The organism is Pseudoduganella sp. GW821-FHT12E03, assembly GCF_058807115.1.
Genome location: NZ_JBXAQJ010000013.1, coordinates 174267 through 189278 on the forward strand (window position 1 = coordinate 174267; position 15012 = coordinate 189278).

10 protein-coding genes are annotated in these 15012 nt (G+C 63.0%); 5 read left to right on the top strand and 5 right to left on the bottom strand.

Going from position 1 to position 15012, the window contains the following annotated elements:
- Position 1: 1 nt before the first annotated feature.
- The gene (locus tag AC1RRC_RS28295) at positions 2-2251 is read right to left on the bottom strand and encodes a xanthine dehydrogenase family protein molybdopterin-binding subunit (RefSeq protein ID WP_493058981.1); all 2250 of its coding nucleotides are present in this window, start codon (positions 2249-2251) and stop codon (positions 2-4) included.
- Positions 2248-5385, bottom strand: a complete 3138-nt coding sequence (locus tag AC1RRC_RS28300; RefSeq protein WP_493058982.1) for an EAL domain-containing protein — start codon at positions 5383-5385, stop codon at positions 2248-2250. Before AC1RRC_RS28300 ends, AC1RRC_RS28295 begins: the two co-directional genes overlap by 4 nt.
- A 185-nt stretch (positions 5386-5570) precedes the next feature.
- Between AC1RRC_RS28300 and AC1RRC_RS28305 the strand changes: the two genes are divergently transcribed.
- The 3 genes from AC1RRC_RS28305 to AC1RRC_RS28315 all read left to right on the top strand — a co-directional run bounded on the left by AC1RRC_RS28305 (position 5571) and on the right by AC1RRC_RS28315 (position 11009).
- Positions 5571-6077: a DUF1993 domain-containing protein gene (locus AC1RRC_RS28305; protein ID WP_493058983.1), complete on the top strand. Its 507-nt coding sequence runs from the start codon at positions 5571-5573 to the stop codon at positions 6075-6077.
- Positions 6078-6177: 100 nt separating this feature from the next.
- A complete protein-coding gene (locus AC1RRC_RS28310) occupies positions 6178-9225 on the top strand; it encodes a hybrid sensor histidine kinase/response regulator (protein ID WP_493058984.1) in 3048 nt (1015 codons plus the stop codon).
- A gap of 14 nt (positions 9226-9239) precedes the next feature.
- Complete coding sequence (locus tag AC1RRC_RS28315) at positions 9240-11009, top strand: ATP-binding response regulator (RefSeq protein WP_493058985.1); 1770 nt, start codon at positions 9240-9242, stop codon at positions 11007-11009.
- 12 nt (positions 11010-11021) lie between these two features.
- Here the strand turns inward: AC1RRC_RS28315 and AC1RRC_RS28320 are convergent, their stop codons facing one another.
- From AC1RRC_RS28320 to AC1RRC_RS28330, 3 genes are read right to left on the bottom strand one after another with little or no spacing between them, the layout of a single operon-like run.
- Entirely contained in the window at positions 11022-11504 is a 483-nt protein-coding gene (locus tag AC1RRC_RS28320; RefSeq protein WP_493058986.1) for a hypothetical protein, read from the bottom strand.
- Positions 11505-11546: 42 nt separating this feature from the next.
- Positions 11547-11768, bottom strand: coding sequence for a DUF1289 domain-containing protein (locus tag AC1RRC_RS28325; protein ID WP_493059029.1), 222 nt, complete (start codon positions 11766-11768; stop codon positions 11547-11549).
- 23 nt (positions 11769-11791) lie between these two features.
- Positions 11792-12355, bottom strand: coding sequence for a DUF1415 domain-containing protein (locus tag AC1RRC_RS28330; RefSeq protein WP_493058987.1), 564 nt, complete (start codon positions 12353-12355; stop codon positions 11792-11794).
- Between the two features lie 243 nt (positions 12356-12598).
- On the opposite strand from AC1RRC_RS28330, the gene AC1RRC_RS28335 reads away from it, so the two are divergent.
- The gene (locus tag AC1RRC_RS28335) at positions 12599-13978 is read left to right on the top strand and encodes a transglycosylase SLT domain-containing protein (protein ID WP_493058988.1); all 1380 of its coding nucleotides are present in this window, start codon (positions 12599-12601) and stop codon (positions 13976-13978) included.
- Positions 13979-14149: 171 nt separating this feature from the next.
- A complete protein-coding gene (gene fabI, locus AC1RRC_RS28340; RefSeq protein WP_493058990.1) occupies positions 14150-14941 on the top strand; it encodes an enoyl-ACP reductase FabI in 792 nt (263 codons plus the stop codon).
- The last annotated feature ends 71 nt before the right edge of the window (positions 14942-15012 follow it).

The window sequence follows — 15012 nt, forward strand, 5'->3', positions numbered from 1 at the left end:
TTCAGGCCAACATCAGGGGCAAACTGCGCAGCCGCTGCCCGGTCAACTTGAACACGGCATTGGCCACCGCCGGCGCCACCGGCGGCACGGCCGGTTCGCCCATGCCTTGCGGCGGCTGGGCCGACAGCATGATGATGGTCTCGACTTTCGGCGCCTGGTTCATGCGCAGCACCGGATAATCGCCGAAATTGCCCTGCACGACCTTGCCGCCGTCGATGGTGATTTCCCCCATCAGCGCGGCCGACAAGCCAAACACCACGCTCGATTCGACCTGCTGCGCGATGATGCCCGGATTGACGGCAATGCCGCAATCGACCGCGCACACCACGCGGTGCACGGTGATGTCCTTGCCGGTCACCGACACTTCCGCCACCTGCGCCACGATCGAGCCGAATGACTGGTGCAGCGCCACGCCATGGGCGCGCCCCGGCGGCGGCGGCCCCGCCTTGTCCACGGCGGCATTCAACACGGCCAGGTGGCGCGGATGCCGGTGCAGCAAACTACGCCGGAAAGCCGCCGGGTCCTGCCCCGCCGCGTGGGCCATTTCGTCAATAAAACTTTCCTTGAAAAACGCATTGTGCGAATGGCCGACCGAGCGCCAGTAACCGACCGGCGCCACGCTCTCGACATTGACGTGGCGGATGCGCTGGTGCGGCACTTCATACGGCATGTCGTATTCGCCTTCGGCGGAATTCTTGTCCGGCCCGGCGCCCGGCACGCCCAGATTGCGCGTCAAGAATTGGTGGCCAATGGCGGCGCCGGCCGAATGGTTGTCCCACGCCAGCAAATTGCCCGCGCCATCGAGGCCCGCAGCAAAGCGCGCCAGCGCCACCGGGCGGTACACGTCGTGGCGCGTATCGTCTTCGCGGGTCCAGATCACCTGCACCGGCAAGCCGCCGCATTGCTTCGCAATGGCCACCGCCTGCGCAATGAAGTCCACGTCGAGGCGCCGGCCAAAGCCACCGCCCAGCAGCTTGATGTCGAGTTCCACATCGTCCGGCTTCACGCCAGCCACCTTGGCCGCCACGTTGACGGCAAAGGTGGGCGACTGGGTCGAGACCCACAGCCGCACCTTGCCGTCCGCCACCTGCGCCGTGCAATTAATCGGTTCCATGGCGGCATGCGCCAGGTATGGCGCGCGGTATTCCGCGCGCACGGTTTTCGCCGCGCCATCGAGCTGGCCGATGTCCCCGGTTTCATGGAAGGTGTGTCCGCTATCGCTGTCGAGCCGCTGCGCCAGTTCGCGCGCGATGGCGCTTGACGCCAGCGCCGCGTGCGGTCCGTCGTGCCATTGGATGGCCAGCGCATCGGCGGCCTGGCGCGCCTGCCAATAATGCTGCGCCACCACGGCCAGCCCGGCACGGGCGCCGGTCTGGCCTTCCAGCGCGGCGGAATAATCGACGACTTGCCGGACACCCGGCATTTTCAGCACGGCTTGCGGATCAAACGACGCCACCGTCCCGCCGATCACGGGCGCCATGCGCACCGCCGCATACAGCATGCCGGGCGGCCGCGCGTCGATGCCGAACACCGCGCTGCCATTGGATTTCGCGGCCGTGTCGCGGCGCGGCGCGCTGGCGCCGATCAGGCGGAATTGTCCCGGGGTTTTCAGGCGCACGTTGGCGGGCGGCGTCATGCCGGCGGCCAGCTGCGCCAGGTCGCCATATGGCGCCTTCTTGCCGCTGGCGTGCAGCACATGGCCGTCTTCCGTGCGGCATTCCGCTGGCGGCACATTCCAGTTGCGCGCCGCCGCTTCGATCAGCAGCGCGCGCGCCGTGGCGCCCGCTTCGCGCATCGGCAGCCACAAATCCTTGATGCTCGACGAGCCGCCCGTGATATTGATGCCCAGTTCCCGCGCCACCTTGGTAATCACGCGCTCCACGCCATGGCGCACGCGGCCCTCGTCATCGGGGTGGAATGGCAAGCCGTCCGCGATCAGCGCCACGTTGCCATAGATTTTATCGAACGGCGCCTGTACCAGCCGGACCCGCTCCAGTGGCACGTCGAGCTCTTCGGCCACCAGCATCGGCAGCGCCGTCAGCACGCCCTGGCCCATTTCACTGCGCGCCATCGCCACCGTCACGGTATTGTCCGGCGCCACGGCCACCCAGCCATTGAGCGTCACCGCGCCGTTACTGACCGGCAGCGCCGCCTTGCCCCGGATGCGCTGGCGCGGCGGCAGCGCGCCCCAGCCCACCAGCACGGCGCCGGCAGCCGCCAGCCCGGACAACAGGAAGGTGCGCCGCTTCATTGGTTGACCGCCTCGACTTCCCGCCAGCGCGCCAGCAAGTCATCGGCCAGCACCGGCTTGCTGTAGTAATAACCCTGCGCATGGTTACAGCCATGGCGCAGCAGGAAGGCGGCCTGTTCATCGGTTTCCACGCCTTCCGCGATGACCGACAAGTTCATGCTCTTGCCCAGCTGGATAATCGCAATGGCAATCGCTTCATCGTTCACGTCGGTCGAAATGTCCTTGATGAACGAACGGTCGATCTTCAGGGTCTGCACCGGCATCTGCTTCAGGTAGGCCAGCGACGAATAACCGGTACCAAAATCGTCAATCGCCAGGCCGACGCCGATCGCATGCAGGTCATTGATGTACGCCAGCGCATCGCCGGTGTTCATGATCACCGATTCCGTCACTTCCAGCTGCAGCCGGTGCGGCTCCAGCCCGGTTTCACGCAGGATGTCGCCCACCAGGCTGGCGATGCTGCCGCGGTCGAACTGCTTGGCCGACAGGTTGACCGCCATCTTCGGCACGTGCAGGCCGGCCTGGTCCCAGCGGATCATCTGGCGGCACGCCTGTTCCAGCACCCACTGGCCGAGCGGGTTGATAAAGCCGGTGTCTTCGGCCAGCGGAATAAAGCGGATCGGCGGCACCAGGCCCAGTTCGGGGTGGTTCCAGCGCACCAGCGCTTCCACGCCCGTCAGGCGGCCGGTATCGATTTCCACCTGCGGCTGGAAGTTGAGGAACATTTCATCTTTTTCCAGCGAGCGACGCAGGAAGGTTTCCAGACGCAGGCGCTCGACGCCCTCGCCCGACATCGACGGCGCATACAGGCGGTAGCCATTGCGTCCACGCGCCTTGGCCTGGTACATGGCAACGTCGGCGTTACGGATCAGCATATTCAAGTCGGTCGCATCTTCCGGGAACAGCGAAATGCCGACCGAACCGGTGACGAACAATTCGTGGTCCGCCACCATGAACGGACGCTCGAACATGGCCACAAGTTTTTCCGCCACGTGCGCCGCGCCGAACTGGCCATCGACGTTTTCCAGCAAGACGATGAATTCATCGCCGCCGAGGCGCGCCAGGGTATCGCCTTCGCGCAACTTGTCCTGCAGCGCGCGCGCCACCTGTTTCAGCAATTCGTCGCCAATGTGGTGGCCCAGCGTATCGTTGACGTTCTTGAAACGGTCCAGGTCAATGAACAGCACCGCCAGCTGTTCCTGCTCGCGCGTGGCGCGCTGCAGCGCATGGTGCAGGCGGTCGTGGAACAGCAAGCGGTTCGGCAGCGCCGTCAGCGGGTCGTGGTGCGCCAGGTGGTCCAGCTTTTCTTGCGCTTCCTTGACCAGGGTGATGTCGCTGAACACGCCCACATAGTGGGTGGTGACGCCCTTGTTGTCGCGCACGGCGGACATGGTCAGCCATTCCAGGTACAGTTCGCCGTTCTTGCGCAAGTTCCAGATTTCGCCGCGCCAGAAACCGGTCGCCACCAGTTCCGTCCACAGTTCCTGGTAGAACGCGTCGTCGTGGCGTTCGGAACGGGTCAGGGTGCGGTCGCGGCCGAGCGCTTCGGCTTCGGTGTAGCCGGTGATTTGCGTGAAGGCGGGATTGACCGCCACGATGGTGCCCTGGGCGTCAATCACCATCACACCATCGGCGATGTGCTCCAGCACGGTGGCCGACAGGCGCAGTTTTTCTTCGGCTTCCTTGCGCGCGGTGATATCGGCATAGACCCAGATGCTGCCTTCATTGGCGCGGGTCGAATCGATCGCGCAGCCGGACACCAGGCACCAGAACAGCGTACCGTCCTGGCGGCGGTACTGGCGCTCTTCGCTGAAGTCGGCGCCATCTTCCAGCGCCGGATACTGGCGCTCGCCCGCTTCCTGGTATTCCTCTTCGGTCGGGAACACCAGCGCGGTGGATTCGCCCACCATGACACCCGGCTCGTAGCCAAACAATTCTTCGCAGCGGCGGTTGACGGACACGATGCTGCGGTTACGCACGAACATCACGCCAAACATCACATTGTCGAGAATCGCGCTTTGTTCCGCCAGCAGCGCTTCGATGCGCATTTCATTGTGCTTGCGCTGGCTGATGTCGGAAATAATGCCATCCACCCACGGCGCATCGGCGCCGCGCTCGCCCGGCTGCGGCTGGCCGTTTTCCGCCACCCACCGTTCGGTGCCGGAGGCGTCGATGATGCGGTACTCGATTTCATACGGCTTGCCGTCGCGGATCGCCTGCGCCAGCGCGCGGCGGTGCACGCGGCGGTCTTCCGGACAAATCAGGTTGGCCCACGAATGGGTGGTGGAACGCATGAATTGCGCGGCCGGGTAGCCGGAAATATCTTCGATCGCGTCCGACACGAAATCAATCGGACCGTCCGGGCGGAAGCGGAACACCGCGCCCGGCACTTGCGTCACGATGGTGCGGAACCGTTCTTCGCGCTGGCCGATGTCTTCAAACAAATGCTTGATCGCGACCCGCATCTGTTCCAGCTGGCCGGACAGGCGGCCCAATTCATCGCGGCCGGTCAATTCCAGCCGGGTTTCAAAGTCGCCATGGGACAGGCGGTCGGAAAACCGCATCAGCTTGCGCAGCGGCGTAATCAGGCGTTTATTCAGGAACAGCACAATCAGCAGCAGCGAGACCGTCAGCTGCGCCGCCAGCACGAACACATAGGACAGTTGTTTTTCCCGCAATTCCTGCTGGCTGCGGGCATCGTCCATTTCCACCATGATGCGGCCGATGCGCTCGCCCCGCACCAGGATTTCACGTTCGGCGCGGAACACGTGGCCCACCACGCGGCGCGGCGATTTCACGTTCATGAACTGGGTGTCGGCCTGCCCCGTCACCTGCACTTGCAGCACGGCGCGGTCGCGCATGACCGATTCGACCAGCGAATGGGCCGATTCCGCGTTCATGTTCCACAGCGATTCCTGCATGCCCAGCGCCAGGATATCGGCATTGCGCTGCAGCGATTCATTGAGCGCGGTGCGCGCCGATTGCTGTTCATGAACGCCGATCAGCAGGTAGCTGCCGATCATCGCGGGAATCACCAGGCCGCCAAAGACCACCAGCAGCAGAGCGCCGTAGATTGACAGGCCGTACAACGCGCTCAGCCGCGAGCGCAGTCTTCTATATAAATTGCTAATCATGCACGGGCTGGGGACACTTGCCGGACTTGCGGCGAAAGGAATTTTTCAGTAGCAACAATTATGCACGCAAACAAGCCGATAAGTCACGACTATAGCGATACCGCGCGAGCCACGGCGTCCAGCACAAAGATGACAAGCTTGCTATCATCGCCACTCGCCAATCACTGGCTTTTCAAGGAACCGTTATGACTTCTCCCATGTACACCGCGTCCATCCCCGTGTTCCGCCAACTGCTGAACAGCCTGCTGGCTATCCTGGACAAAGCCGAAGCCCACGTCAGCGACAAGAAAATCGACGCCAACGCACTGTTGCAATTCCGTCTCTTCCCGGACATGCTGCCGTTTACGCGCCAGATCCAGATTGCCGCCGACTTTGCCAAGGGCGCCGGCGCGCGCCTGGCGGGCCAGGAAGTACCGGCCTATGACGACACGGAAAAAACGTTTGCGGAATTGAAAGCCCGCATCACGAAAACCCTGGCGTTCCTCGACACCCTGCCATCGTCGGCCTTCGATGGCGCCGAAACGCGTGAAATCACCACCGGCAGCGGTGAAAAGACCAAGCACTGGGTCGGCAAGAATTACCTGCACCACTATGCGCTGCCGCATTTCTTCTTCCACGTGACGACGGCGTACAACATCCTGCGCCACAACGGCATTGAAATCGGCAAGAAAGACTTTATCGGCACCTTCTGACCGTTCCCACTGAGTCTTTCCCAACTGCACTAAAGGCCAACAGACAGCGGCCTGCGGGACCGGTTAAGGTTGCGGCAATCCCACTGCCGCAACCTGCCCTATGGTCCGACCCTTGACGGCCGCCATGCTGGCCCTGACGTTGGTCCTGTCACCGGCCCTGGCGTACGCCCACGACACCCCGCTTTACCTGACCGACATCTTCCGTTCCGAAACGCCGCTGTGGCTGCGCACCTTCACGGTATTGGGCGCCGGCGCCGTGATGACCACCGCGCTGGGCATGCTGATGAACCGGCGCCTGCAGCGCGAAGCGGCCGAACGGCGCGCCGCCGAAGCGGCCAATATCCGGGCGCTGGGACGCGCCGACTGCATCCAGCAACAACTGCTGGCGATGTCGGATGCGCTGCCGCTGGCCATTTTCCAGCTGGTGCTGCCGCCGCATGCCGACGGCGCTTTCAACTTCATCGGCCAGCCGGCCGAAGCCATCCTTGGCGTCAGCGTGGCCGAGCTGCAGGCCAACGCCACCAGCAGCTTGCGCCACGTGCATCCATCCGACCGCACCCTGCTGAACGAACAGCTGGATTTTGTGCGGCGGCGCGACCGCGCGGCCGGCGGGATTGTGCTGGAAGCGTCGATGCGCCTGCTGCGCAATGGCGCCACGCGCTGGATTCACATCAATGTGCATGCCGACGCGCCAGACGAACACGGCGTGGTGCTGGTCAATGGCTATTACCAGGACATCACGGCGCGCCGCCAGGAGCAAAAGCTGTTGCAGGACGTGGTCGATGAATATCCCGCGCTGGTGCTGATCAAGGATACCGAAGGGCGCCACCTGATGAGCAACCGGGCCTTCGATGCGCTCGTTGGCGCGGACGGCAAGAGCCGCTCCGACCATGACACCCTGCCGCCCGAATACGCCGAGCGGGCGCGGGCCGCCGACCTGGCCGTGCTGGCGGCGGGAACACCGCTGCATTTCGAAGAAGCCATCCCCACGCCGGATGGCTTGCGGCCCTATGACAAGGTCAAATTCCCGCTGCTCGACGATGACGGGCACCCCTATGCGCTGTGCATGATCGCGCACGATGTCTCGGCCCGCAAGGCGGCGGACCTGGCGCTGCGCCAGGCCAAGGAACTGGCGGAACAGGCCACCCGCATGAAATCGGACTTCCTGGCCAACACCAGCCATGAAATCCGCACGCCGATGAACGCCATCATCGGCATGAGCCACCTTGCCCTGGCCGGTGACGGCGGCGACAAGCTGCCGCCGCGCCAGCGCGGCTATGTGGAAAAAATCCTGCAATCGTCGAAGCACTTGCTGCGCATCCTGAACGACATCCTGGACTTTTCCCGCATCGAAGCGGGCCGCCTGCACCTGGAAACCATCCCCTTCTCCCTGTCCGCCACGCTCGATGAAGTCCTGGCGCTGGTGGGCGAGCGGGCCGGCAGCAAGGGCTTGCCATTGCGCCTGCAGGTGGCGCCCGATGTGCCGCCCTGGCTGTGCGGCGACCCGCTGCGGCTGGCGCAAGTCTTGCTGAACTATGCGTTCAACGCCGTCAAGTTCACCGAACAGGGCGCGATCGATATCGCCGTCGACGTGCAGGAACAGGGCGCGGACGACGTGTTGCTGCGGTTTGCCGTGCGCGACACCGGGATCGGCCTGACGCCGCAGCAGCAAGCGCTGCTGTTCCAATCCTTCCAGCAAGCCGATGGCTCGACCACCCGCAAATATGGCGGCACGGGGCTGGGCCTGGCTATTTCCAAGCAACTGGCGGAACTGATGCGCGGAACGGTCGGGGTGGACAGCGTGCATGGCGCGGGCAGCACGTTCTGGTTCACTTGCCGGCTGGGCGTGGCGCAGGCCGGGGATGCCGCGCCGCCGCGCGCGATGTCCGTGCCGCAGGCGCCGGCCACCTTGCGCGGCGCACGCATCCTGCTGGCCGAAGACAATGAACTGAACCAGTTGGTGGCGACCGACTTGCTGCAATTGGCGGGCGCCGAGGTCGACGTGGTGGGCAATGGCGCCGAGGCGCTGGCCGCCATCGCCGCGCGTCCCTACGACCTGGTGCTGATGGACATGCAAATGCCGGAAATGGATGGCATCAGCGCCACCCGCGCCCTGCGCGCCCGTTATGACGCCAACCGCTTGCCGGTGATTGCGATGACGGCCAACGCCATGGCCAGCGACCGCCAGCGCTGCCTGGCGGCGGGCATGAATGACTTTTTGACGAAGCCGGTCGATCCGGCAGACCTGTGGGGCAAGCTGTCGCAGTGGCTGCCGGCGCACCGCCAGCCTGGCGCCGCCGCCGCGCCGCCCCCCGACGATCCAACGGCGGGTGCGGCGCCGGCAGACATTGGCGGCGGTTTTGCACCGGCCGCGCCCGGCGCCGCATCCACACCTGCCGCCTCTGTGACTGCCGCCTCGATGCCTGCCGCCCCTGCGCCAGACGCCTCTATCCTTGCCACGGCCCTGTCAACCACCCGCGCGCCCGCCCCGGCCGCCGTGCCGTGGCCGGCCATTCCCGGCCTGGACGTGGAAGCGGCCCTGTTGCGCGCATTGGGCCGACATGATGTGTACATTAAACTGCTGCGCCGCTTTACAGGCAGCCAGCGCGCCACCGTGGAACGCCTGCGCGCGGGCCTGGAACAGGACCAGGGCCGCCCGGCTGAAATGCTGGCGCACCAGCTGTGCGGCACCGCGGCGCAGGTGGGCGCCGATGCGCTGGCCAGGGCTGCGCGCCAGCTGGAACTGGCCATCCGGCACGGCGAACCGCGCGCCATGTGGCGCGCGCGCCTGGCCGATGTGGCGGCGCTGCTGCCGGCGCAACTGGACGCCATCGATGCCGCCCTGCCGGCGCTGGAAGCCGCCACCGCGCCACGGCCGGGCTCCGCCCCCGCCACTGCGGCGGACGCCACATTTGCCACGGTATCCACCGCCGCCCAGCTCCCCGCCGTGCTGGCGCAACTGGAACGCCTGCTGGCCAGCGACGACAGCCGCGCCGAACGCGTACTGGAACAGCATGCCGCCCTGCTGCAGGCGGCGCTGCCGCAGGCCTATGCCAGGCTGGCGGCCGCCATCGACGACCTTGACCTGGAGCGCGCACTGTCGATCCTGCAGGCGCACACGCTTCTTCCACAGGACGACCCATGCTAGGAAATCCCGTCACAATGCAACAACTGCAATTTCTGGTGGTGGATGACTTGCCCGTGATGAGCAAAGTCAATGCCGACACCCTGCGCGCGCTGGGCGCGAAAAGCGTTCATGTGGCGGCCAACGGCGAAGAAGCGCTGGAGATATTGCGCCACCAACGCATCGATTTCATTTTGTCGGACTGGAATATGCCGGTCATGGACGGCTTGTCCCTGCTGCGCACCGTGCGCGGGAAGGATCAACTGGCGGCGCTGCCGTTCCTGATGATTACCGCCGAGGCGGAACGCTCGCGCATTGCCGAAGCGATTGCCTGCGGCGTCTCCGACCTGCTGGTCAAACCGTATACGGCTCAGCGCCTGCACGAAAAAATCATCACCATCCTGGCGCGCGAAGAACGTCGCAGGATGCAGCAGGCGGCCGCGGCGGACATGGCGGCGCGCGCCGCCGCCGATATGCGCGCCGCTGTCGACAGGCGCGCTGCAGTCGAGGGGCGCCTTACCGCCGACAGGCGCGCTGCCGCCACGATGTCCGGCGCGGCCCTGGCGCGCCCCCACGCTGGCGCCGCCGCAAGCGCGCCGGTACCGGCGCGCGCCCCGGACCGCCCGCCTGCCACCCCGCGCGCAGCCCTCGCCGCGGGGCTGGACAGTGTATTGCCGCCGGACGGACGTGAAGCGGTGCGCGGCACCATCCTGGCGGTGGACGACACCGCCGACAACCTGCGCCTGATTTGCCACCAGTTCGAACAACATTACCGCGTGCGCATCGCCCACAACGGCGAAAAAGCGCTGGCGATCTGCCAGTCCGACGATCCGCCCGACCTGGTGCTGCTGGACGTCATGATGCCTGGCATGAGCGGCTTCGAAGTGGCGCGGCACATGCGCGACCATCCCGCCAGCGCGGGCATTCCCGTGATTTTCGTGACCACCCTCGACAACCACGATGCGCGCCGCCATGGCTTGCAGCTGGGCGCGATGGACTTCATCAGCAAGCCGATCGACCCGGAATTGCTGGCCCTGCGCGTGCACAACTTCATGCGTCTGGTGGAAATGAACAAGCAGCGCCAGGCCGATTACGACGCCATGCTGGAAGCGGCCCGCATGCGCGAAGATATCGACCGCATGCTGCGCCACGATTTAAAAGGACCGCTGGCGGGCGTGCTGGGGCTGGCCCAATTGATGCGCGCCGATCCCGCCATGACCAAGCGCCAGGAAGACCAGGCGGCAATGATCGAGTCGTCCGTGCAGCAGGTACTGGACATCATCGCGCTGACCACCGTGGTATTTCAAATGGAAACAGGCCGTTACCAGCCGCTGCTGGAACCGGTCGAGATGGGGGACTTGCTGCACCAGGTGGCCCACCTGGCGCGCTTGGCGCATGGCCCTAAAAACCTGACGTTTTCTGTCGATACCGATGTTGCCGTGGGCGAAGAATCCCCCGTGGCGTGCGGTGAAATCACGTTATGCCACTCGGCCTTTCACAATTTGGTGAAAAACGCCGCCGAAGCCGCTCCGGCCGGCAGCACCGTCACCATCCGCCTGCACAACCGGTCGCCACTGCTGGTCACCATAGAAAACCGTGGCACGGTGCCGGAAGACATGCGCGAGCAACTGTTTACCCGCTACGCCACCAGCAAGCGCGGCGGCAGCGGCCTCGGCACCTATTCCGCCCGTCTGATGATCGAGGCGCAGGAAGGGACGATCAGTTTTGATACCAGCGACGTGGAAAACCGGACGCGGGTGTATGTGACGTTACCGCGATGGGATATGTTTGATGGGGCGTTCGGGTAGCCAGTTACCAGCTCAAAAATCAGGATCAATGGAATATTTCAGCTTAGCGGCAAAAGCTCTGTCGTTAGCAGTCATTTGGACAGTATAAGACACCACTTCGGAACATCTACTGATTGTCCATTGCTCACTTTTCGTTCCTGTCTCATCTTCCAGAAACGGCCCATCGATATCCAGAAGCTTGAATGTTGTGCATTCACTTTTCTCCTCTGGATTACTTCTAGCAAATTGATATTGCGCCGAGAATGCATCCAGCGCTGTGCGCATCAATATCTGACGCCTTTCCATAGCGGTAAATGAAGATTTTTTAAATATCTTCGGATCCGTGCTTCCCCATTGCTTCCTTATCTCTTCATCAATTCTGTCTTTTGTTATGGTGAACAAGGGCTTGGGCAAGCTATCTACTCGTTCTGCAACAGTGCTTTTAGTAGTTGAGCAGCCACTCGTCAACAGTAAGACAAGCGGAAATATCACCGCGCAAAAAGTTCCGTTCTTCATTTCTCTTCTCACAGATAAAGCCCACCGGATCGCCGGCAACACTCAAGTATTGCGCCTTGGATACCCCTGCGCCGTGATGCGCTCCCACACCACTTCCTTTTGCTCGTCCGACATAGCCACCCAGTGCGCCACCTCTATATAAGTACGGCCACAGCCGCGGCAGATTTCATCGAACGTGGTCGAGCACACGGCGACACAGGGCGTGTCGGGGCGCAGCACTGGCTTGGCGGCCGGCGTGGTGGCGTCATGCACGGCTGACGCCATGCGCTTGATTTCCAGCCCCGTCATTATTTATCCGCCTGCAAGCCCAGTTGATCCCAGCCGTCGTGGCCCAGCTTTTCCAGGGTCTCGATATTCTTGTCGAAAATCGCCTCCGCTTCCGGGAACGCTTCCACCGCGCGGTCGATACTGTCTTCGCGCAGCAAGTGCAGGGTCGGATATGGCGAACGGTTGGTGTAGTTGCTGATATCGTTTTTATCCGTATCGGCAAACTGGTAATCCGGGTGGAAACTCGCCACCTGCAGTTCACCGTCGAGCTGCATGTCTTCCAGCGCGGCATCGGCCACGTCGAGGAATTCGTTGTAATCCTCGAAATCCTGCAACACATTCGGGTGCATGATCAGGGTCGTGTCGACCTGGGCCGGATCGGTGTCGGACAGCAATTGCAGTTCATCCATCAACAGTTCCAGCAATTCCTCGGGCGTGGACGCATCGCACACCACGTAACGGATCTGGTTCTTGATGTGCACGGCCTTGGCGAACGGACACAGGTTCAAGCCAATCACCGCCTTTTCCAGCCATTTCTGGGTGGTGGCAATGATCGCGTCGTGGTCGGGAGCCTGGTTAGTCATAATGTTCCTCCTGCAATTCCTTATAAGTGGGCGCCATTGTACGCATTCCGATGGGGTTCTCCTATTTGCTGCCAATTTGCTTGCTACTCCTGCCAACTCACCTGCAATAAACACCATGATTTCTGAAATGCAACTGTCATCGGGATGACATATTTCTTGACCCAGCCGTATAAACGCCCGTACACTGCCCCCTTGATCATGGTCAGTCCGATGTTTCTTATCGACAACGCGACAAAGAATACTATGCAACGATTTAAATTGATTCTGACGGGAAGCGCGATGGCGCTGCTAAGCCTGGCGCCGGGCATTTCCCGAGCGCTCGATAGCGGCCCCGCAGCCGCTACCGCCTCCGCCGCGCTGATCTCGCAGTCCGCCTCGCAGTCCGCCCTTCTTGCAGCAAAACCCGCCCTAGCAACTCCAGCCAAGCCAGCCATCAACGAAGACGCTTTCCGCGAAACGGATGTCTGGGGCCGCATCCGCACCGGTTATGCCATTCCTGACTTGAGCAATTCGCTGGTCAGCAAGCACGTGACTTACTATAGCGCCCACCCGGAACACATGTCCCGCACCGGTGAGCGCGCGTCGCGCTACTTGTTCCACGTGGTCACCGAACTGGAAAAGCGCGGCATGCCGACCGAACTGGCGCTGCTGCCGTTTATCGAGTCCGCCTTCAATCCGCAAGCGCTATCGAGCGCCAACGCGGCCGGTTTGTGGCAATTCGTGCCGGGCACCGGGCGCGACTACAACCTCAAGCAGACCGCCTTCAAGGATGACCGCCGCAGCGTGCTGTCGTCGACCGACGCCGCGTTAAGCTACCTGCAGCGCCTGTACGATATGTTTGGCGACTGGCAACTGGCCCTGGCCGCCTATAACTGGGGCGAAGGCAACGTACAAAAAGCCATCAAGCGCAACCAGGCCGCCGGCAAAGCCATCGACTTCGAAAGCCTGGCCGAGCACATGCCGGCGGAAACCCGCAACTATGTCCCGCGCCTGCAAGCCGTGAAAAACATTGTGGCCAATCCGGCGCAATACAGCCTGCACCTGCCGCACATCGATAACCAGCCGTATTTCACGGCCATCGAAAAAACCAGCGACATCGATATGAAGGTCGCCGCGGAACTGGCGGAGCTGCCGATGGAAGAATTCAAGGCGCTCAATCCGCAATTCAACAAGCCGGTCATCACCGGCGATGAAACGCAGATTCTGTTGCCAAAGGCCAATGCTGAAAAGTTCGCCGCCAACCTGGCGCAATGGGGCCGCAACCTGTCGAGCTGGACCACCCACAAGATCACCAGCGCCCGCGAGCGCATTGAAACCCTGGCATCGAAATTCCACACCACGCCAGACGTGATCCGCCAGGCCAACAACATCCCGCAAAAAACCGTGCTCAAAGCCGGTTCCACCATCCTGGTGCCGAAGACGTCGGCTTCGCTGGATGTGGACATTGCGCCGGAAGTCGCCGACAGCGCCATGATGGCGCTGGAAGCCGACCGGGGCCAGGCCAAGGCCAGCCGCTACAAACAAGCCACCGGCGAAACCAACAGCAAGAATGCTCCGGTTTCGCTGGTCAAGGCCCGCGTCTCGCGCGATGCCGCCGGCAAGAAGAAATCCCGTAACAACTAAACTGTTACCGGCGTCTGTTATTAGCACGGACGTGCTGCCGCTTTGCCACTGAAAAGTTGCAGATGCGGCAGCCAGCCCCTACAATCTCGCACTTGCGAACCAATCAACCCTTACTGTCGTTGACGCCGCCCCGGTGTGCGTGCCATCGCAGCAGTAGTAATCGGAGTCACTATGGCATTCCTGCAAGGTAAAAAAATCCTCATCACGGGCCTCCTGTCCAACCGTTCCATCGCTTACGGTATCGCCAAGGCGTGCCACCGCGAAGGCGCCGAACTGGCCTTCACCTATGTGGGCGAACGCTTCAAGGACCGCATCACGGAATTCGCCGCTGAATTCGGCAGCAACCTGGTGTTCGATTGCGACGTGTCCAGCGATGAACAAATCGACGCGCTGTTCCGCGACCTGAACCAGAGCTGGGAATTCCTCGACGGTTTCGTGCACGCGATCGGCTTTGCGCCGCGCGAAGCGATTGCCGGTGAATTCCTCGATGGCCTGACCCGCGAAAACTACCGCATCGCCCACGACATTTCCGCCTACTCGTTCCCGGCCATGGCGAAAGCCGCGCTGCCGATGCTGCGCGAAGGTTCGTCGCTGCTGACGCTGTCGTACCTGGGCGCGGTGCGCGCGATCCCTTACTACAACACCATGGGCCTGGCCAAAGCATCGCTGGAAGCATCGGTGCGCTACCTGGCTGAAAACCTGGGTCAGAAAGGCATCCGCGCCAACGGCATTTCCGCCGGTCCGATCAAGACCCTGGCCGCTTCCGGCATCAAGGACTTCGGCAAGCTGCTGGGCTTTGCCTCGTCGCACGCCCCGCTGCGCCGCAACGTGACGATTGAAGAAGTCGGCAACACCGCCGCCTTCCTGCTGTCCGACCTGTCGTCCGGCATGACCGGCGACATCCTGTACGTCGACGGCGGCTTCTCGCACGTGATGGGCCTGAACGCCTCCGACTACCAGTAATCCCCGCTCTCGAATGGGGCCAGGTCCGTTTTACAATGGGACCTGGCCCCTTTTTATTTGACCCATGCACA

Bases quoted from the DNA above. Each gene is read 5' to 3' on its own strand.
- AC1RRC_RS28305 (WP_493058983.1), top strand. From the start codon at position 5,571: ATGACTTCTCCCATGTACACCGCGTCCATCCCCGTGTTCCGCCAACTG.
- AC1RRC_RS28315 (WP_493058985.1), top strand. From the start codon at position 9,240: ATGCAACAACTGCAATTTCTGGTGGTGGATGACTTGCCCGTGATGAGC.
- AC1RRC_RS28320 (WP_493058986.1), bottom strand. From the start codon at position 11,504: ATGAAGAACGGAACTTTTTGCGCGGTGATATTTCCGCTTGTCTTACTG.
- AC1RRC_RS28330 (WP_493058987.1), bottom strand. From the start codon at position 12,355: ATGACTAACCAGGCTCCCGACCACGACGCGATCATTGCCACCACCCAG.
- AC1RRC_RS28325 (WP_493059029.1), bottom strand. From the start codon at position 11,768: ATGGCGTCAGCCGTGCATGACGCCACCACGCCGGCCGCCAAGCCAGTG.
- AC1RRC_RS28335 (WP_493058988.1), top strand. From the start codon at position 12,599: ATGCAACGATTTAAATTGATTCTGACGGGAAGCGCGATGGCGCTGCTA.
- AC1RRC_RS28310 (WP_493058984.1), top strand. From the start codon at position 6,178: ATGGTCCGACCCTTGACGGCCGCCATGCTGGCCCTGACGTTGGTCCTG.
- AC1RRC_RS28300 (WP_493058982.1), bottom strand. From the start codon at position 5,385: ATGATTAGCAATTTATATAGAAGACTGCGCTCGCGGCTGAGCGCGTTG.
- fabI (WP_493058990.1), top strand. From the start codon at position 14,150: ATGGCATTCCTGCAAGGTAAAAAAATCCTCATCACGGGCCTCCTGTCC.
- AC1RRC_RS28295 (WP_493058981.1), bottom strand. From the start codon at position 2,251: ATGAAGCGGCGCACCTTCCTGTTGTCCGGGCTGGCGGCTGCCGGCGCC.